Genomic DNA, 17847 nt, shown 5'->3' with positions numbered 1-17847 from the left:
GAAAACCGTCTGGAGAGGTATGCCTGTCACCCGTGAGACCACGAAGACATTCATGCCGAGTGGCGGGGTAACCATGCCGATCTCGACAGTCAGGATGACCATTACGCCAAACCAGATCGGATCATATCCGAGCCCCTTCATGAGTGGCAGCAGGGTCGGTACCGTGAGTACAAGGATCGCGATCCCGTCAAGGAAGCAGCCAAGGATCAGCAGCAGGCAGAGCACGGCGATCAGGATGCCCCAGTCCGGCAGTCCCAGCCCCATGACGAATTCGGAGAAGATGACGGTTGTCCTCGTCATGGCGAAAAAATAGCCGAAGAACTGGGCGCCCAGCACGATCGTCATGATCATGCAGCTGATACGGGCTGCCCGCCGGACTGCTCTGACGAAGACCTCGCGGTTCAGCTTGCGGCTTGCCAGCGCCAGGAGGAGGGCGCCAAAGGCGCCGAGACTGGATGCCTCGGTTGGGGTCGCCACACCGAAATAGATGATCCCTGTCACCGCGAGGAAAAGCAGGATCATGGGCAGAGCCACCTTGCTGGAGCGCAGCTTCTCCTTAAAGGTGAAAGACTGCCCCCGAGGCAGCGAGCCCGGCTCCATCCAGCCGATCAGCAGGACGGTGAAAATGATGGCGGCTGTAACCACTAGGCCCGGGATAACACAGGCAATCAGGAGCTTGCCGATGCTTTCTTCGGCGATCAGCCCGTAAACGATGACCGCTATGCTGGGCGGTATCAGCATAGCCAGTGTCCCCGAGATCGAGACAACTCCGGCAGCCAGGCTGTCCTGATACTGGTGCTTGATCATGGCGGGGAGGCTCGTTGATGACAGGGTTGCCGCACTTGCCGTGCTGGAACCAGAAATTGCGGCAAAGCCTGCGCCCGCCAATGCAGTGGCAATCGCCAGGCCGCCGCGCACGCGGCCGATCCAGATGGCGGCCGACCGGAAGAGGTCGTCAGCAATCCCGCTGGCAACGACGAATTCCGCCATCAGCAGGAACATGGGGACGGTAATCAGCTCGTAGATCCCTGTTGTTGTGAGCGGTGCGGTTTTCAACACGCCGTAAGCGGCTTCCCAGCCGCTCGTCACCGTAAGTCCGACAGAGCCGGCAACAATGAGCGCGAAGCCAATCGGGATCCTGAGTACCAGCAGGACCACAAGAAAGAGGAGAATCAGGGCTGCAATCATGGCTTCTCCTCACCCCGACTTGCCGCGGCGTGGGGTTGGTCGGCATGATACGCGGATCGCAGCGTTATCAGGCGATGAGCCAGTAACAGGCAGTAGGCGAGCAGCCCGATCGGCGGCGCGATCAGCGAGGTCCAGACCGGGGCTACTATCGCCGAGTTGAACATGTCGCCGAACTGTATGGCATCGAGCAGCCGATCGAAAATGCCGATCGTCATTATGGCAACGGCGACAAAGACGATCAGATCGGCGACAAAGCTGATTACCCGACGGATATGGGTGGGAAAGACCAGATAGAAGAAGTCTACGGCGATGTGGTCGCCATGGTCGTCGGTCGAGGTCAATGCGAAGAAGTAGATTCCGGATAATAGGTAAATCGTAATCAGGTCAAAGGACCACAGAAGCGGGGCGTTGAGGAAATAGCGCAGGACTACATCGCAAACGCAAACGGCCATGACGAGGCATAGCAGCGCGGCAGCGGCGCCTTCTAGGATGATGGAGAGCTTTCTTGGCATCTTGCCTCATCTTCTCGGGTTAGAAGCGCGCCTCCCGCGCGCCGCTTTGGTCTACTTCTAGCGACCTCCTCCCATTGCGGCCTCGATCTCCTCGCGAGTGAAACCGAAGGTCGTCAGTAGTTCCTCGGTGTTTTCGCCGAGCCTGGGAGCGCGGTGCCGGACCTCCGGCATATGGCCATTAAAGCGAGTTGGCTGTCGCGGATAACGCAACGTGCCGAACTCCGGATCTTCTGCGTCCTGGAACATGCCGACCGCGGCCAAGTGCGGGTCCTCATAGAGATCCGCAGTCGAATTGACCGGCATGGCAGGGATGCCTGCACGATCGAGCGTTGACATCCAATAGGCGGTACTGTGCGCCTTGAGATGGTTACCGAGGAACTCGTAGACGACGTCGATGTTGGCGGTCCGCTCGGTCAGGGAGGAGAACTCCGGTCGGGACAGGAGATCGTCGACCCCGACCAGCCGCCCGAATGTCGCCCATTGCCGGTCCGTGTAGACAATCACGGAGATGCGACCGTCGCTGGTCTCGAAGGGGCGCCGGCTTCGTGAGATCTGACGCGCATACACCGGTGGCCCCATAGGGGGTGAGAACATCGCGCCGCCGATATGCTCGGTCAGCATGAAATTCGCCATGACCTCGAACATCGGGACTTCGATTTCCATACCAAGTCCGGTGCGATGCCGATAGTTGACTGCGGCCAGGCAGGAATAAAGAAGGGTCAAGCCGGCCACCTTGTCGGCGATCACCGTCGGCGTGTAGTTGGCCGCACCGGTCGATAGCTCCGTCAGCGCAACGAGGCCGGAGGCTGCCTGGATGATATCGTCGTAGGCTGCCTTCCCGCCATAAGGACCATCCTGGCCAAAACCCCAGGCGCTGCAATAAATCAGTCTGGGGTTCATGTCGCGGATCGACTCGAAATCGAGGCCCAGCCGCCGGATTGCCTGCGGCCGCATGGAATGCACGAAGATATCCACTTTCGGAATCATGCGCAGCAATGCGTCCCGTCCGGCCGGCGTCTTCAGGTCAAGGCAGATGCCCTTCTTGCCGCGGTTGAGATTGAAGAACGCGCCGCCCATTCCCTTCTCGGGCATCGGCCCGATCTGCCTGGTGCTGTCTCCTTCAGGGCCCTCCACCTTGATCACGGTCGCGCCGAGATCGGCCATGATTTGGGTGCAGAGCGGTCCGAAGACCACCGCTGTCAGGTCGAGAACCACTAAGTCGGAAAGCGGAGAGGCGGCCTCGCGGCACTTTCGGTCTGGGGATGTCATCGAAAACAACGCGGCTCCATGAAACTGATGCAGCAGGCTAACACCGGTTCCGAATATCGGTCAACAGTACGTATATACGTAACGCGGCGCGCAGCCCTCTGGTCAAAGGCCGTGTCAAGATTGTTCGTATATGTGAAATCTTGACGTATTTAAGAACACTGATAGGTTTTCCTCTAAGACAGAAAAACAACACTGGAGGAAACCATGAATTGGGCTATTACCGCTTTCAGCGTTTCTATCGGGATCGGCACGTTGCTCATGACCCCGATTGCTGCGGCTCAGGGCAAGATCAAAATCAAGCTCGCCGATTCCTTCCCGGCTGGTCACTTCACCACTGTGCACGCGACCCAGCCATTCATGGAGAAGGTCAAGGCAAAGACGAATGGCGCGGTAGAGTTCGAGTACTTCCCTGCCGAGCAGCTCGGAAAAGCCAAGGATATGCTGCAGCTGCTGCAGTCCGGCCTCACCGACATCGCCTATGTGGCGCCGCCCTATATTACCGAGAAACTGCCGCTCAGCGCCGTCGCCACCTTGCCCGGCGGCGCTCCGGATGCGTGCAGTGCGTCACTGGCCTACGAGAAACTCGCCATCGACGGACTGCTGTACCAGAACGAGTTCAAGCCGAACCGCGTCAAGCCACTCTATGTGATCGTTACGCCTCCTTACGCGCTGCTTACCAAGACGCGCGAGGTTACCAGCCTCGAGCAGGCCAAGGGGCTGAAGGTCCGCGGCGCCGGCGCGCCGGTAGAAGCGGCCATGAAAAGCGTCGGCCTGGTGCCAGTCCGTATTTCGGCACCCGAAACCCACGAGAGCCTCATGCGCGGCACCATCGATGGCGTGATGTTCCCGCTCACCAACGTCAAATCCTACGACTTGCAGGGGTTGCTTCGCTCCGCCACCAAGCAGCTCACCTTCGGAGCCTTTGTCGGCACCTTCTCGGTCAGCGACCAAAGCTGGAACCGCCTGCCGCCGGATATCCGTAAGGCACTCACGAAAGCAGGAGAGGAGACGACCCGCGAAGTCTGCCAGGCTTATGACAATGGCTCCATCTCGGCTCAGAAGGACCTCGAGAGCGCCGGAATCAAGTTTGTCGATCCGGACAAATCGCTGGTAGCCGCGATGCAGAAAGCAGCCGAAGAAGTGGGCGGCGCCTGGGCGAAGGAGCTCGACGGTCGTGGCAAGGCCGGCAGCGCCGTGCTGAAGGCTTATACGGAAGCGGTTCAGGCCCAGAAGAAATGAGCCGGCTATTTTCCGCGCTGGCCGGCTTTCAGGCCGACCAGCCCGTTTTCACTCGGCATAGCGAGGGCTGGTCGTGACCGACAACGATCAGGACCGGCCCTGCCTACTGGTGACCGGCGCCAGCCGAAATATCGGGCGTGCGATTGCGCTCGCGTTTGGCCGCAGGGGTTTCCGCATCGCTGCCGCTGCCCGCGAGCTCTCTTCGCTCGACTCCCTGGTGGATGAAGCGGCAAGTCTGAATATCAGAATCGACCCCTTTGCAGCGGATCTGGCTATGCCGGGAGCGTCGGCGGAGTTAGGTGAGGCGGTGCTGAACCGCTGCGGCCGGATCGACGTCCTCGTCGCAAATGCCGCCATCCGCCCCCGCCGGGCCTTTCTCGAGATCGAACTCGAGGAGTGGCTGAAGGTCCTGCAGGTCAATCTGACAAGCATATACGAGCTTACCCGGTCGATTCTGCCTTCGATGGTTTCCCGGCGGCACGGCCGAATTATCGCGATCAGCGGCGTTGACGCGCATATCGGCAATGTGAACCGCGCCCATGTGGTGGCCGCCAAGGCGGGACTCAATGGCTTGATCAAGGCGCTCGCACTCGAGTTCTCGCCGCACGGCATCACGGCCAACACCGTTTCTCCCGGCGTCATCGACACGGAACGCGACTGGAGCAATTACCCTGAACTGCATGCAGGCCTGGAAAAACGCAGCGCGCGGATCCCGGTCCGCAGAATAGGGCGGGCAGAAGAAATTGCCGCTGCCTGCCTCTACCTCGCCCAGCCGGAGGCCTCCTTCATGACCGGGCAAACGATGCACCTCAATGGTGGAGAAGTCTGTTTCTAGTTTTCTAACCTTTTAACATGTGAGGGTACAAAGTTATGCAGCATACAAAGATCAATCACGAAGCGCTGGAGAAACTCCGGGCCCGGCTGGGGAAGCCTGTCCAGCGCGTCACGCCTCCTTTCTATACTGAAATCAACGCTGACGCCGCGCGGCATTTCGCGAGCAGCATCGGGGATGACAATCCGCTTTATGTCGACCCGGAATATGCAGCAAAAAGCCGCTGGAAATCCGGCCTTGCAACACCCTGCATCCTCTACTCGACCAACAACGTCGTGAGCGGCGCGGTTGAAGGCCTGCCTGGCGTTCATGCCATGTTTGCTGGAACCGACTGGACCTGGCACCAGCCGATACGGCACGGCACCAGAATCCGCACCGAGGCGACGCTGAAAGACCTGGTCGAACACGAAACCCGGTTTGCCGGTCGTGCGATCCAGCAGATCTATGCCATCTCCTTCTTCGACCAGAACGATACCTTGCTTGCCACTGCCGATTCCTGGTGTTTCCGGACCGAGCGTGAATCGGCCAAGTCCGAAGGCAAGAAATACAAGGAAGTTGAAAAGGCGATTCGGAAGTATACCGAGGAGGAACTCGACGTCTTCCGTAACCAGTACCGGTCCGAGAAGCGCCGGGGTGCGGAAACGCGATACTTCGACGACGTGAATGTCGGCGACCAGATCGATACCATCCTCAAGGGTCCTTATACGCTCACCTCCGTAATCGCCTTCATGCAATCCTGGGGCAATTACGGCACCCAGAATCATCGCATTGCATGGGATTACTTCGACAAGCATCCGAAGCTGGCCATCCCGAATGCCTACGGCGTGCCGGAAGGGCCCGCCCGGGTGCACTGGGATGCGGAATTTGCCCGTGAGGTGGGGGTGCCGGCACCGTACGACTTCGGGCCGGAGCGTATTGCCTGGCTCTCGCATCTGATGACCGACTGGATGGGCGATGACGGCTTCCTGCGCCGACTGAATGTACGCGTACGCGATCACAACTTGCTCGGCGACGCGACCTGGTGCAAAGGCACCGTGACGGGCAAACGGGTGGAAGACGGCAAGGCTATCGTCTCCGCGGACGTCTGGTGCGAGAATCAGCGCGGGGCCCGCACGGCTGTCGGATCGGCCGAAGTGATCCTTCCGACGAAGTCTTAAGGACTGCTTCATGTCGGGCGCAAAAGCTTCTGGCCGTCTCCAGGTGTTGGAACTGAGTGAAGGGGTGGCCGGCGCCTATTGCGGTTGGCTGATGAAAAGGACGGGGGCGGATGTCACGCAGGTGGCATCCGTCCGCCCTTCATTGCGGAAAAACGATCCGCTTTTCGTACATTTCGATTCCGGCAAGGTCCAGGCAGACCTCCCGCCGGATCTGAACAACGACACACTCTCCGCCTTCCTGAGTGGGGAAGGTCAAAAGCTCGATGTCATATTCACCGATCTATCGGCTGGAGCGCGCGCTGAACTGGGCATCGACTTTCAGGGTCTGGCATCAGCCTTCCCGGGCCTCGTGGTGGCATGCACCAGTACTTTTGGCGAATCCGGCCCGAATGCTGCATTTCCCGCCCAGACGCTGGATGCCCAGGCCGCCAGCGGTGTCGCCTGGGCCATCGGCGACCCGAATCGATCGCCCCTTGGCCTGCCGGCGGATGTGGTCGAGTGCCAGGCGGGCGTCAACCTCGCGGCAGCCATCTGGCTCGCGTGCCTGAAAAGAGACCGGACCGGACGGGGTAGTATGGTGGATGTCGCACTTGCCGACATCCTCGCCTTCTATGCCGGCAGCAACTGCACCTCCTATATCCATCATGGCCTCAAGTGGCACCGGGCGGGCCGTCGGGCCTATGGATCGGGCGGAGCCTACCCTTATGTGATCCTGCCGTGCCAGGACGGCGAGATCGGTTTGATCTGCCGGTCTAAAGACGAATGGGGCCGGCTGATTGCGGCCATGGGCAAGCCGGACTGGTCGGCTGATCCGCGGTACAACGATCTGCGCGCCATGGGGCGGGAATACCCCGAAGAAGTTGATGCGCTGCTGTTGCCTTGGCTTGCGGGCAAAACCCGCGCTGAACTCACGCGGATCAGCATTGAGCATGGCATACCTATGGCACCCCTGCGGCGATTCGAAGAGGTGATCGAGACGCCGCAGTTCAAAGCGCGCGGCTTTCTCTCCGACATGCCGCTGGCAAATGGCGAGACCATAAAGGTACCCAATCTCCCCTATCAGATTACTCGGCCGACCCCGGATCATGTCGGCCTGCACACTCCGCGTGAGCCGGCAATGCCGAAGGCGATCGCAGCGCCGGAACAAGGCAAAACCCTGCCGTTGCAGGGATTGCGCGTGCTGGATCTGGGCTGGGTCTGGTCGGCTCCCATGATGGCAACCATCCTGGCTGAGTTCGGAGCGGAAGTTATCAAGGTCGAGCACGGCAAACGCCTGGACAATACAAGACTGCGCGGGCGTCCCCTTCGGGGTGGCAAACCGGTGCCTGGCCCGAGCATCGAACTTTCCCCGATGATCCATCAGATCAACCATGGCAAGAAGGGGATCACGCTCAATCTGAAGCAGCCGCGTGCTATCGAACTTCTGCGAGAGCTCGTCTCTCTGAGTGACGTGCTGATCGAGAATATGTCTCCGGGTGCCTTGAACCGCATCGGGCTTGGCTATGATGAGGTTCAGAAACTCAACCCGGCTATCGTCATGATCTCCATGTCGGCCGCTGGCCAGAAGGGGCCATCTGCGGCGATGCGCGCCTATGCTCCGGTCATGTCGGCCTTCGCCGGTCTGGAAAGCCTGGTCGGGTATCCGGGTGAGAAGCCGATCGGGGCGCTCAATTTCGGACTGGGCGACCCAAATGCGGCCATGCATGCAGCGATGGGGGTACTGGCTGCCCTGCATGAACGTACACGTTCGGGAACGGGCTGCTATCTCGACCTTTCTCAAATCGAGTGCCTGCTCTCCACCATGCCCCGCTACCTGATAGACGCTTCGCTCGGCAGACCGCAGCCGGCGCCGGGCGGCAACCGGCACCCTGAAATGGCGCCACACGGAATCTTTCCCGCGTCGGGTACGGACCGCTGGGTCTCGATCTCGGTTCCTGATGACGAATGCTGGAAGAGGCTTAAGGGATTGGCCGAAGGGCAAACCTGGGCAGAGGATCCGGCCCTGGATTCCGCTTCGCGGCGGATCGAGCAGGCTGCAGCCCTGGAGGACGGACTGGCCGCCTGGACACGGGGGTGGGAGCGGGACGACCTGGTGCAGACCCTGCGACGGGCAGGGATTCCAGCTTCACCCGTTCTCTGCATTGAGGAGCAGATGCGTGATCCTCATTTTCAGGCACGTGGTCTCCGCCGGCCGATTGTCGATCCCGATTATGGGCCGGAAAAGGTTTATGCCACGCCCTGGCGATTTGATGATTTTGAGGCCGAGGTCACCGGAAGCAGTCCGCGTCTGGGAGAGCATAATCGAGACGTCTTTGAGACCCTGCTTGGCCTCTCCAAAAACGAGGTCGACGCACTTATAGCTTCCGACGTTATATCCTGACCGGCCGAAACCGGACCCAAGAATGCTCTGAAAGCCCCGAGATTGAGGCATGGAATCGGGCCGGCGCAAGCGGACGGCCTGGCCTCCCGTTCCGCGCGCGGGCAATCCGCAGCCGCGGCAGCCGCTGGCTCAGGATCTTGCCTGCCGTTCGAGGATTTTGCGCGCCCGGATCAGATGCGGGCGATCCAGCATCATGCCATTCAGGCTGGCGACACCCTCGCTGGCGGCTTCCAGTGCCGCAATCACGGCTCTGGCCCAGTCGACTTCGGCCGGTTCCGGCCGGAAGGCGGCGTGAATGACCGGCACCTGGGCCGGATGGATGGCCATCTTGCCGCTGAATCCCAGCGTCTTGGCCAGCCGCGCCTCGCGCAGCAATCCGGCTTCGTCGCGGAAGTCGGTGAAAACGGCATCCACTGCAGCCACGCCGGCTTCGACCGCTGCCAGCAGGGTCATGTCCCGGGCCATCAGGAAGGGTCCGAGATAGTCGCCGGCCTCGTCTCGGTTGCGCTCGGCTCCCATATCCGCAGCGAGATCCTCGCCGCCCCAGGTAAGCGCGCTCAGGCGGGAATGGCTCCAGTCCTCACGCATGAGCCGGCGCAGGCCGCGGACCGTCTCGGTTCCGATGGCTATGATGCCAATCTTCTCGCTTCCGCCAAATCTGGAAATCAGGGCCGACAACGCCTCGATGTCGGCCGGTCCCTCGCATTTGGGCAGAACATAGCCGTCAGGCGCGGCTGCGACTGTCGTGGCAACGTCCTCTTCAGTCAGTCCGGTCGAGAGACCGTTCACCCGCACATACCGTTTCATCGGCAGTGTCTGCGCCAGGAAACCGGCAGCTTCCGCGCGGGCCGCCGCCTTGTTGGCCGGCGCCACGGCGTCCTCGAGATCGAGGATCAGCGCATCGGCGCCACTTTCCACGGCCTTGGCCAGTTTCCGGGCGCTGTCGGCCGGAACGAACAGATAGGAGCGGCAGGACATGGCTAGCGACTGTGATTTGAGTGATTGGCAAGCAGTTTCTCGATGGCGCGCGCATAGTCGGAGATGGAATCCCGGTTGGGATTGAACCACTCGACTGACCCGTTCAGGGCGCCGATCAGCACGAAGCGCAGATAGCGCACGCTCTCATTCGAGGCATTGGGGCCGAGGAAGTTGCGGACCAGTTCGACCCATACCTGATCGTAGCTGTGCCGGACATCGCGCAGCTGCACGCGCACCGTCTCCGGCACGAAGGGATAGCAGCGCGTGTGCGAGGAGACGAAATCGCTCTTCTCCAGGAGGGTCTCCAGATGGATCCGGATGGCTATGGACAGCCGTTCGATGGGGGAGCGGTCGGTGGCATCGGCGAGGCCCTTGCGTACCTCGGCCTCGATCGCCTCGACGCCGATGCGCATCACCTCGGCCGCAAGGTCATCCTTGGATGCGAAATGGTAGTAGAGGCTGCCGGCCTTCATGTTCACTTCGGCGGCAAGATCGCGCAGCGACATCTCGGAATAGCCGACCCTGCGCATCATGCGGGCAGCTGCGGCCAGGATTTCGGCGCGCGCTGTCTCGGCCTTGGCGCGCTGGCGTCCGCCCGCAGGTTTCCGCCCGCCTGTGCTCACCTCGCTGGTCGCCCTCATGATGCCTGGCCCCCTGTTGTTATGATTCCCAGCCTCACCGGTCTTTTTTTCACCTTTTCTAGCGAGATTCGCGCGACTTCGCCATCAGTGTCGCCTGTCAGATGGCCGAGATGCCACCGGTCACCGACAATGTCTGCCCGGTGATCCGGGCGGCTGCGGGGCTGGCGAGGAACACGGCCGCCTCCGCGATGTCCTCGGCCTGCACGACGCCGAGATGCGCCAGGGTCTTGGCCTTCGCGAACAATCGGCCCGCAAAGGGGTCGTCCATCAGGTTGTCGTGCAGCTCGGTGCCTTCGACAATGGAGGGGGTCAGGCAGTTGACGCGGATGCCCTGGCGTTTCGCCTCGTAGGCCATTGCCCGGCAGAACATGATGATGGCGGCCATGGCGGCGCCGATCGCCACTTCGCCGGGGGTCGCGAGTTTTCCGGCGTCCGACGCGATGCAGACGATCGCGCCGTGCCCCTGGCCGGTCATGATGGGCAGGACGGCCCGGGCCGGCAGGATGGTCGGAGCCAGCGACCGGTTGATCACGCCCATCACGTCTTCCAGCGGAATATCCTTGAGCAGGCGCGGCATCGGGTTGCCGCCGCTGCAGCAGAAGAGGGCATCGATGCCGTCCAGACGGGCCGTGGCCTCGGTCACGAGGGCCTGGCACTCGGCAGGATTGCCGGCATCGCCCTGGACGAACGAAACCTGCTGACTGCCCAGCTGCTCCAGCGCGGCAGCACCCCGGCGGGGATTGCGGCCGGCGATGACCACATGCGCCCCGTCAGCCAGGGCGCGGCGGGCGATCGCCAGTCCGATACCCGCCGTTCCCCCGGCCACCAGAACGCGCTGGCCGGACAGTCCGTTCACGACTTCGGCCGCTTCATCATCAGGGCGGCGCGATCGCACACGCCGCACAGCTTGTCGTCCTGGTTGAAGCATTCGTGACGCAGATTCACGATGCCTTCGTTCGGCCGGGACTTGCTTTCGCGCTTGCTCAGCACGGTGGTGCGCATCCGGATCGTATCGCCCTCGAACAGCGGGTGCGGGAAGCGAACATCGCTCATGCCGAGATTGGCGATGGTGGTGCCGAAGGTCGTATCATTGACCGTCATGCCCACCATGCAGCCGAGCGTGAACAGGGAATTCACCAGCGGCCGCCCCCACACCGATTTCGCCGCTGCATGGGCGTCGATGTGAAGCGGCTGGGTATTCATGGTCAGCAACGAAAACCATCGATTGTCGGCTTCGGTAATGGTGCGGGTCCATTCATGGTTGAACACCATTCCCTCTTCGAAATCCTCGAACCAGAGTCCAGCCATCAGGTATTCTCCTCCATCTCAATCAGCACGGTCTTGGCGCTGTAAGTATCGCCGGCGGCGCAGGAAACCCGGGTGATCTTCCCGTCAAACGGCGCAACCAGCGTGTGGACCAGTTTCATCGCTTCCATTTCAAGCAGACGGTCGCCGGCCTTTACCTCGTCGCCCGGCGCCACATAGACGCCGGTGACAAGGCCCGCCAATGGCGCGATGATCTGGCCGGCCGCTTGCCCTTCCGCACGGGCATTGACGCGGGCCTCGGCCAGGGGGCGTGCCGACAGCGTCACGGACAGTCCACCGGCAATGGCATGTACAACGCCGTCCTCGCGCCATATCGCCGGACTTGCGTGGCCAACCGCGCATATCTCTCCTTCGCCGTCCTGAACCGTTCGTTCGGCTCCGAAGAACAGGGTGAGGTCGGCCTGGCCGTATTCGTCTTCCACAAAAAGCGGCGCGGTGCCGGCCCGTCGCGGGCCGGTGACGCGGAAACCGTCGGTGCGCTGCAGCGGGCTGCCCGCCGCGTCGAGCAGCGCGGCGGCGGCCTGAGCGCGCAGGACCAGCAGTTTCTGCGGATCGGGGCGCCAGCCATCCGGGAAAGTTTCCTCCAGGAAGGCCGTGGTGGCGTTGCCCTCGGCAAAGACGTCGGCCCGCAGGCAATCGGCGAGAAAGGCCTGGTTGACGGCCACACCGGGCATGGCCAGCTGTTCGAGGCCGGCAATCAGCCGCTGCCGGGCGGTTTCGCGATCGGCACCATGCGCAATCAGCTTGGCCAGCATGGAGTCGTAATAGGTGCCGACTTCGGAACCGGCGGCAACGCCGGTGTCGAACCGCAGGCCGCGCGGCGGCACAACATCGAGGAACCGGCCGGTGGCCGGCAGGAAGCCCTCGTCCGGCCGTTCCGCATTGATGCGGACTTCGATGGCATGACCACGCGGAACGATCTGTTCCTGCGTGAGCGGCAGTGGCAGCCCCGCCGCCTGACGCAGCTGGAACTCCACCAGATCGACGCCGCAGATGCATTCCGTTACCGGGTGCTCCACCTGCAGGCGGGTATTCATCTCGAGGAAATACGGCTCGCTGCCGCCACCTTCCATGATGAACTCGACCGTTCCCGCGCCGGCGTAATTAATGGCCGAAGCAAGCTTGATCGCGCTGGCGAACAGCTTCTGGCGGACCGCGTCGGGCAGATTGGGAGCGGGCGCTTCCTCAATGACCTTCTGATGATTCCGCTGCACCGAGCAGTCGCGCTCGTGGAAGTGCAGGGCGCCGCCCCTGCCGTCACCGAATACCTGGACTTCCAGATGACGGGGAGACTGGATCAGCTTCTCGAGGAAGACCGTGTCATCGCCGAAGGCAGAACCGGCCTCGGCGCGGGCACTGGCGAGCGCGCCTGGCAGATCTTCCGCCCGGTCGACCCGGCGCATGCCGCGACCGCCACCACCGGCGCTGGCCTTGACCATGACCGGATAGCCGATGCGTCCGGCGGCGGCGACCAGTTCCTCGGTGGAGGCGCCGGCGCCGTCAAAGCCGGGAACAACCGGCACGCCGGCCGCCTCGGCGATGCGCCGCGCCTCGATTTTCGACCCCATCGCCTGCACGGCTTCAGCCGACGGGCCGATGAAGATCAGCCCGGCTTCGGTGCAGGCGCGGACGAAAGCCGCATTCTCCGACAGGAAGCCGTAGCCGGGATGAATGGCATCGGCCCCGCTGGCGCGGGCAGCGGCGATGATCGCCGCGATGTTGAGATAGCTTTCCGACGGCGCCGCCGGTCCCAGCCGCCAGGCGACGTCGGCCAGGCGCACATGCAGGGCACCCGCATCGGCATCGGAGTAGACGGCTACCGTGCGCAGGCCGAGGCGGCGGCAGGTGGCGATGATGCGGCAGGCGATCTCGCCCCGGTTGGCGATCAGAACGGTGCGGATCGGGAATGGTGCGGTCAGGAACTCGATCATGCCTTCACATCCTGTACACCGGACGGGTCGGCCGCTGGGTCGGCCGCATGTTGCCCAGTGCAAGACAGATGCCCAGAATCCGCCGGGTGTCGCGCGGATCGATGATGCCGTCGTCGAACAGGCGCGCGGTGCAGAAGTAGGGATCCGACTTCTCGTCGAACATCTTGCGCACCTTGGCCTCGTAGCGGGCCAGTTCTTCCTCGTCCGCGGCGCCCTTGTTGATCGAGGCGCGGCGCAGATCCATCAGCACGGTGCTGCCGACATCCGGGTTCATGCCGCCGAGTCGGGCATTCGGCCACATGAACAGGAAGCGGGGGCGGAAGCCGCGTCCCGACATGCCGTAGTTGCCGGCGCCGTAGGAGCTGCCGGTGATCACCGTGTAGCGGGGCACGCGGGTGTTGCTCATGGCATAGACGAGCTTGGCGGAATGCTTCGAGATGCCGCCGATCTCCGCCTCGCTGCCAACCATGAACCCGGTGGTGTTCTGCAGGAACAGCAAAGGCGTGCCGCGCTGGTCGCACAGTTCGATGAAATGCGTCCCTTTCAGGCAGGCCTCGGCGAACAGCACGCCGTTATTGGCGATGATGCCGACCGGAAAGCCCTCGATATGGGCAAAGCCGCAGACCAGGGTGTCGCCCCAGTCAGGCTTGAACTCGTGGAAGGCGCTGCCATCCACCAGTCGGGCGATGATCTCGCGCTGGTCGAAGGGCCGGCTGAGGTCGGTGCCCACGATGCCGGGGATCTCCGCCGGATCGAACAGCGGCGGGCGCGGCGCCGCCGGCTGGTGCTCGAAGGGTTGCGCATAGTTCAGGGCGGCCACCATGTCGCGCAGCCGGCCAAGCGCGGACCGCTCGTCCGGAGCAATATGGTCGCTGACGCCGGATTTGAAGGTATGCAGGGCGGCGCCGCCGAGATCCATGCGGTCAACCACCTCGGAGATCGCCGCACGGACGATCTGCGGTCCGCCCAGATGGATCGAGGCACTGCCGTCGACCATCACGAATTCGTCGCACAGGGCGGGAATGTAAGCGCCGCCGGCGGTGCATTCTCCGAACACCACGGCAAGCTGCGGGATGCCTTCGGCCGACATGCGGCACTGGCGATAGAAGGTGCCGCCGAAATGGTTCTCGTCGTAGAACACCTCTTCCATCTGGTTGAGGTTCGCGCCGCCGCAATCGACCAGATAGAGGACCGGAAGCCGGTTCTCGATGGCGATTTCCTGAGCGCGGATATGCTTCTTCACCGTTTCGCGGAAAAAGCTTCCGCCTTTCACCGTGGCGTCATTGGCGATGATCATGCAGGCGGTGCCACGCACCGTGCCGATGCCGGTGACGATGCCGGCACTGGGCAGCTGGCCGTCATAAAGGCCCCAGGCAGCCAGCGGCGTGAGCTCGAGAAAGGCGGTGCCGGGGTCGATCAGCAGGTCGATGCGATCACGCACCAGCAGCTTCTTGCGGGCGCGATGGCGTTCGACCATGCGTTCGCCGCCTCCGGCCAGCGCCCAGTCGAGCCGTTGGTGCAACTGGTCGATCAATCGCTCGTAAGCGTCCTGCCGCGCGCGAAAGCCGGCGTCGCGCGGATCAATGGAACTGCGCAGAACAGTCATTACCCTTCCTGTGTCCCTGACATTGGAAACGTGGCCGCGGCCCGGAAATTCCCGTCTCTTCCGCGCTACTCAGACTTCGAGGCTGACTTCATCAGCAGGGTGGCAGTGCCCTCCTGCACCTCTTCATCCTTCTGGTTGATGACGACGAAGCGCAGGGTGACGACACCGTCGCCGGCCTTGGTGGGGCGCGTGGATTCCGTGGTGACGCGGGCGTGAATGGTGTCGCCCAGGCGAATCGGACCGCGGAAATCCCAGTTGAGGTTCAGCAAGGCCAGCGCGGTGCCGTTGATCAGGTTGAGCTGGGACATCAGGCCGATCGCCATCGACATGCCCAGCGGGCCATGGGCGATTCGGGTGCCGAAACGGGTGTTGCGGCAATGCTCCTCGTCGGAATGCAGCGGATTGAAGTCGCCCGAGACGCCGCAGAACATCACCACATCTGCCTCGGTGACCGTGCGCCGCTGGGTCGTCCAAGTCTGGCCCGGGCGGTATTCCTCGAAAGTGAGGCCCATAGTTCAATCCTTATCGACAAAGAATAAAACAAGTGTTAGTTAGAATACATCAAGATTGCACGGTCCGCAATAACTTCGTGGCGGATGGTCAATCGGAAGGAGCGGCAGAGGGAGAGGCAGATGCAGATGACCCCGATCGAGCAGGGACTGGCCCGGGTCCTGGGCGGCCGCATTGCCCATGACGATGAGATCGGCGTGCGTTACAGCCTCTCGGCGGACGGCCGGCGGACGATGCTCGACCTGCCATTCGCTCCCTTCCTCACCGAGGCCGGCGCGGATCATATCGGCATCGGGCCGCTGGCCACCGTGCTCGACAGCGCCTGCGGCATCGGCGCGATGGTGGCTCTGGGGTTCCGCGAAAGCACGGCGACCGTCGACCTGCGAATCGACTATCTGCGGGATCTTTCGCCAGGGGTTTCCTGCCAGGTCGAGGCCGGCGCCGTGGATGTCGGCGGCCAGCCGGAGGCCGGCATGGTGATGATGCGGGCCGAGGCCCGCGACAAGGGCACAAACGCAATTATCGCGCATGCCACGGGGCAATTCATCCGTCGCCGCCTTCCCGAAGGAGACTTGTCGGCAGAGGCGCCGCCGCCGGCCGCGACGACGAACGCGCCGGATTACCGCTCCCTGATGGGCTTCGTCAGCGAGCCTGCCGGCCTGCGCATGCCATTCCGTCCCGGACTGGTAGGCAATGGTTCACTGCCGTCGCTGCATGGCGGGGCGATCGCCGCCCATATGCAGCAGGCCGCCTGTGAAGCCTTGGATACCGGGTCGGGCCGGCGCGCGCGACTGACGACCGCCCATTTCAGCTTTCTGCGCTTTGCGGGCGGCGCCGACACCGTGGCGAGCTCGGTGGTGGAGCGTGTGGGCGCCTCGGTCGCCTCGGTGCGGGTGACGTCGAGCCAGCCGCCCGACCGGGTCGTCGCCAGGGGGGTATTCACGTTCTTCCGGACATGAGTTTGCCGGCTTTGCCGCGATTGTGCTTGCAACCCAATCAAATCCACTTATACTTATACTAACGTACGATTGTTAGATTTTAGGTCGTCCGGCATCGTGTCGGAGCCTGTAAACGGGAGGAGTCCTCGATGTCGAGCGATCAAAAAGTACGGAGTGCCGGGGCGCGGGTTGGCGCCTCGCTGCTGGTGGCCGGGATGCTCTTCGGCGGTGCCGCTGCGGCGCGGGCCGCAGAAACCCTGAGCTACGCCACCTATTTCGGTGCGAATGACCCGCTGGTGCAGGTCGACACCTGGTTCATGAAAGAGGTGGAGAAGCGGACCAACGGTGCGGTCAAGTTCGAAACCTACCTGGGCGGCGCCATGCTCGGCGGACCGGAGATCTATCCGGGACTGTCCCGCCGCGCCGTCGACATGGGCATGAGCGTGCCCGCGGCGTTCCAGCCGTCGGACTATGTGCTGACCAACGTCACGCTGCCCTATGTGACCGACGATTCGGTGGCCGTAACCTACGCGTTCAACCAGCTCGCCAGCAAAACGCCGGCGCTGGAGAAAGAATACAGCAGTCAGAACGTGAAGCTGCTCTACGCCCTCGGCTTCTCCGAGAACACGATCTGGTCGACGAAGCCGATCCGGAAGGTCGAAGACCTCAAGGGCATGCGGATCCGTTCCGTCATGAGCATCGCCGACGGCCTGAAGATCCTGGGCGCGGTGCCGGTGTCGATGGGCTTCGGTGATTCAGTCGGCGCGCTCCAGCGCCAGGTCATCGACGGCTTTTCGTCCGCACCCTTCCTGACCAGCATTTCGGTGGGTGTGCACGAATTCGCCCCGTATGTCTCGGATGGCGGCGGCATGGGCGTCTACGCCGTATCCAGCACCTCGATCAATCTCGATGCCTGGAAGAAGCTTTCGCCGGACGTCCGGAAGGTGATGGAAGAGGTGGCCGCGCAGGTTCCCGACCACTACCGGACCATCATGGACAGCATGGTCGACAAGGCGGTGGATGCGATGATTGCCGCCGGCAAGACCCAGGTCGTGCTGATGAGCGAGGACGAGAAGAAGCGCGTCCGCGACGCGGTGCAGAAGCCGCTGTGGGACAAGTGGATCGCCGCCGCCAGCCAGCGGGGCGTCGATGGCGCTGCTTTCCTCGAGGAGTACCGCAAGCTGGTGGCGCAGCATGTCGGCAGCAACAACTACCTGCCGGGCCTGGAGCGCTACACCAAGAAAAAGAAGTAATCCCATCACGCCGGCCCGGGCGAAACCGTCCGGGCTGGCGCCGCTCCGATCACGAAGTGGTGCGGGGCGTATAGTCAGCGTGGACAA

The 17847-nt window shown here is 62.7% G+C and carries 16 protein-coding genes; 6 read left to right on the top strand and 10 right to left on the bottom strand.

The window, feature by feature from the left end:
• The 3 genes from VKZ87_RS17865 to VKZ87_RS17855 form a co-directional block, all read right to left on the bottom strand.
• A partial coding sequence (locus VKZ87_RS17865; RefSeq protein WP_324222629.1) for a TRAP transporter large permease occupies positions 1-1188 on the bottom strand: 1188 nt, incomplete at its 3' end.
• Complete coding sequence (locus VKZ87_RS17860; protein ID WP_324222628.1) at positions 1185-1700, bottom strand: TRAP transporter small permease; 516 nt, start codon at positions 1698-1700, stop codon at positions 1185-1187. The genes VKZ87_RS17860 and VKZ87_RS17865, both read right to left, overlap by 4 nt.
• A gap of 57 nt (positions 1701-1757) precedes the next feature.
• Positions 1758-2969: a CoA transferase gene (locus tag VKZ87_RS17855; protein WP_324222627.1), complete on the bottom strand. Its 1212-nt coding sequence runs from the start codon at positions 2967-2969 to the stop codon at positions 1758-1760.
• Positions 2970-3173: 204 nt separating this feature from the next.
• On the opposite strand from VKZ87_RS17855, the gene dctP (VKZ87_RS17850) reads away from it, so the two are divergent.
• The 4 genes from dctP (VKZ87_RS17850) (at position 3174) to VKZ87_RS17835 (ending at position 8577) form a co-directional block, all read left to right on the top strand.
• Complete coding sequence (gene dctP, locus VKZ87_RS17850) at positions 3174-4208, top strand: TRAP transporter substrate-binding protein DctP (RefSeq protein ID WP_324222626.1); 1035 nt, start codon at positions 3174-3176, stop codon at positions 4206-4208.
• A 73-nt stretch (positions 4209-4281) separates the two neighbouring features.
• The gene (locus VKZ87_RS17845) at positions 4282-5043 is read left to right on the top strand and encodes an SDR family NAD(P)-dependent oxidoreductase (RefSeq protein ID WP_324222625.1); all 762 of its coding nucleotides are present in this window, start codon (positions 4282-4284) and stop codon (positions 5041-5043) included.
• 35 nt (positions 5044-5078) lie between these two features.
• A complete protein-coding gene (locus VKZ87_RS17840) occupies positions 5079-6197 on the top strand; it encodes an FAS1-like dehydratase domain-containing protein (protein WP_324222624.1) in 1119 nt (372 codons plus the stop codon).
• 10 nt (positions 6198-6207) lie between these two features.
• Positions 6208-8577 (top strand): CoA transferase, encoded by a 2370-nt coding sequence (locus VKZ87_RS17835; protein ID WP_324222623.1) that lies wholly within the window; start codon positions 6208-6210, stop codon positions 8575-8577.
• Between the two features lie 129 nt (positions 8578-8706).
• Here VKZ87_RS17835 and VKZ87_RS17830 read toward each other — a convergent pair whose 3' ends face one another.
• From VKZ87_RS17830 to VKZ87_RS17800, 7 genes are all read right to left on the bottom strand, one after another.
• The gene (locus tag VKZ87_RS17830) at positions 8707-9555 is read right to left on the bottom strand and encodes a CoA ester lyase (protein WP_324222622.1); all 849 of its coding nucleotides are present in this window, start codon (positions 9553-9555) and stop codon (positions 8707-8709) included.
• 2 nt (positions 9556-9557) lie between these two features.
• Positions 9558-10196, bottom strand: a complete 639-nt coding sequence (locus VKZ87_RS17825; protein ID WP_324222621.1) for a TetR/AcrR family transcriptional regulator — start codon at positions 10194-10196, stop codon at positions 9558-9560.
• A 97-nt stretch (positions 10197-10293) separates the two neighbouring features.
• A complete protein-coding gene (locus VKZ87_RS17820) occupies positions 10294-11052 on the bottom strand; it encodes an SDR family NAD(P)-dependent oxidoreductase (protein WP_324222620.1) in 759 nt (252 codons plus the stop codon).
• The gene (locus VKZ87_RS17815; RefSeq protein WP_324222619.1) at positions 11049-11504 is read right to left on the bottom strand and encodes a MaoC family dehydratase; all 456 of its coding nucleotides are present in this window, start codon (positions 11502-11504) and stop codon (positions 11049-11051) included. The genes VKZ87_RS17820 and VKZ87_RS17815 overlap by 4 nt, the downstream gene beginning before the upstream one ends.
• Positions 11504-13453: an acetyl/propionyl/methylcrotonyl-CoA carboxylase subunit alpha gene (locus tag VKZ87_RS17810; RefSeq protein WP_324222618.1), complete on the bottom strand. Its 1950-nt coding sequence runs from the start codon at positions 13451-13453 to the stop codon at positions 11504-11506. Before VKZ87_RS17810 ends, VKZ87_RS17815 begins: the two co-directional genes overlap by 1 nt.
• Before the next feature lie 4 nt (positions 13454-13457).
• Positions 13458-15059, bottom strand: a complete 1602-nt coding sequence (locus VKZ87_RS17805; protein ID WP_324222617.1) for an acyl-CoA carboxylase subunit beta — start codon at positions 15057-15059, stop codon at positions 13458-13460.
• 65 nt (positions 15060-15124) lie between these two features.
• Positions 15125-15571: a MaoC/PaaZ C-terminal domain-containing protein gene (locus VKZ87_RS17800; protein ID WP_324222616.1), complete on the bottom strand. Its 447-nt coding sequence runs from the start codon at positions 15569-15571 to the stop codon at positions 15125-15127.
• A 120-nt stretch (positions 15572-15691) separates the two neighbouring features.
• On the opposite strand from VKZ87_RS17800, the gene VKZ87_RS17795 reads away from it, so the two are divergent.
• Positions 15692-16528: a PaaI family thioesterase gene (locus VKZ87_RS17795; RefSeq protein ID WP_324222615.1), complete on the top strand. Its 837-nt coding sequence runs from the start codon at positions 15692-15694 to the stop codon at positions 16526-16528.
• 128 nt (positions 16529-16656) lie between these two features.
• The gene (dctP, locus tag VKZ87_RS17790) at positions 16657-17760 is read left to right on the top strand and encodes a TRAP transporter substrate-binding protein DctP (protein WP_324222614.1); all 1104 of its coding nucleotides are present in this window, start codon (positions 16657-16659) and stop codon (positions 17758-17760) included.
• Positions 17761-17847 lie beyond the last annotated feature (87 nt).

The sequence above is a fragment of the Ferrovibrio sp. genome (assembly GCF_035304305.1).
GTDB lineage: Bacteria > Pseudomonadota > Alphaproteobacteria > Ferrovibrionales > Ferrovibrionaceae > Ferrovibrio.
This window is presented reverse-complemented; position numbering and strand designations above follow the sequence as displayed.

Bases quoted from the DNA above. Each gene is read 5' to 3' on its own strand.
- VKZ87_RS17835 (WP_324222623.1), top strand. From the start codon at position 6,208: ATGTCGGGCGCAAAAGCTTCTGGCCGTCTCCAGGTGTTGGAACTGAGT.
- VKZ87_RS17855 (WP_324222627.1), bottom strand. From the start codon at position 2,969: ATGACATCCCCAGACCGAAAGTGCCGCGAGGCCGCCTCTCCGCTTTCC.
- VKZ87_RS17795 (WP_324222615.1), top strand. From the start codon at position 15,692: ATGCAGATGACCCCGATCGAGCAGGGACTGGCCCGGGTCCTGGGCGGC.
- VKZ87_RS17800 (WP_324222616.1), bottom strand. From the start codon at position 15,571: ATGGGCCTCACTTTCGAGGAATACCGCCCGGGCCAGACTTGGACGACC.
- VKZ87_RS17810 (WP_324222618.1), bottom strand. From the start codon at position 13,453: ATGATCGAGTTCCTGACCGCACCATTCCCGATCCGCACCGTTCTGATC.
- VKZ87_RS17805 (WP_324222617.1), bottom strand. From the start codon at position 15,059: ATGACTGTTCTGCGCAGTTCCATTGATCCGCGCGACGCCGGCTTTCGC.
- dctP (WP_324222626.1), top strand. From the start codon at position 3,174: ATGAATTGGGCTATTACCGCTTTCAGCGTTTCTATCGGGATCGGCACG.
- VKZ87_RS17840 (WP_324222624.1), top strand. From the start codon at position 5,079: ATGCAGCATACAAAGATCAATCACGAAGCGCTGGAGAAACTCCGGGCC.
- VKZ87_RS17860 (WP_324222628.1), bottom strand. From the start codon at position 1,700: ATGCCAAGAAAGCTCTCCATCATCCTAGAAGGCGCCGCTGCCGCGCTG.
- dctP (WP_324222614.1), top strand. From the start codon at position 16,657: ATGTCGAGCGATCAAAAAGTACGGAGTGCCGGGGCGCGGGTTGGCGCC.
- VKZ87_RS17825 (WP_324222621.1), bottom strand. From the start codon at position 10,196: ATGAGGGCGACCAGCGAGGTGAGCACAGGCGGGCGGAAACCTGCGGGC.
- VKZ87_RS17830 (WP_324222622.1), bottom strand. From the start codon at position 9,555: ATGTCCTGCCGCTCCTATCTGTTCGTTCCGGCCGACAGCGCCCGGAAA.
- VKZ87_RS17815 (WP_324222619.1), bottom strand. From the start codon at position 11,504: ATGGCTGGACTCTGGTTCGAGGATTTCGAAGAGGGAATGGTGTTCAAC.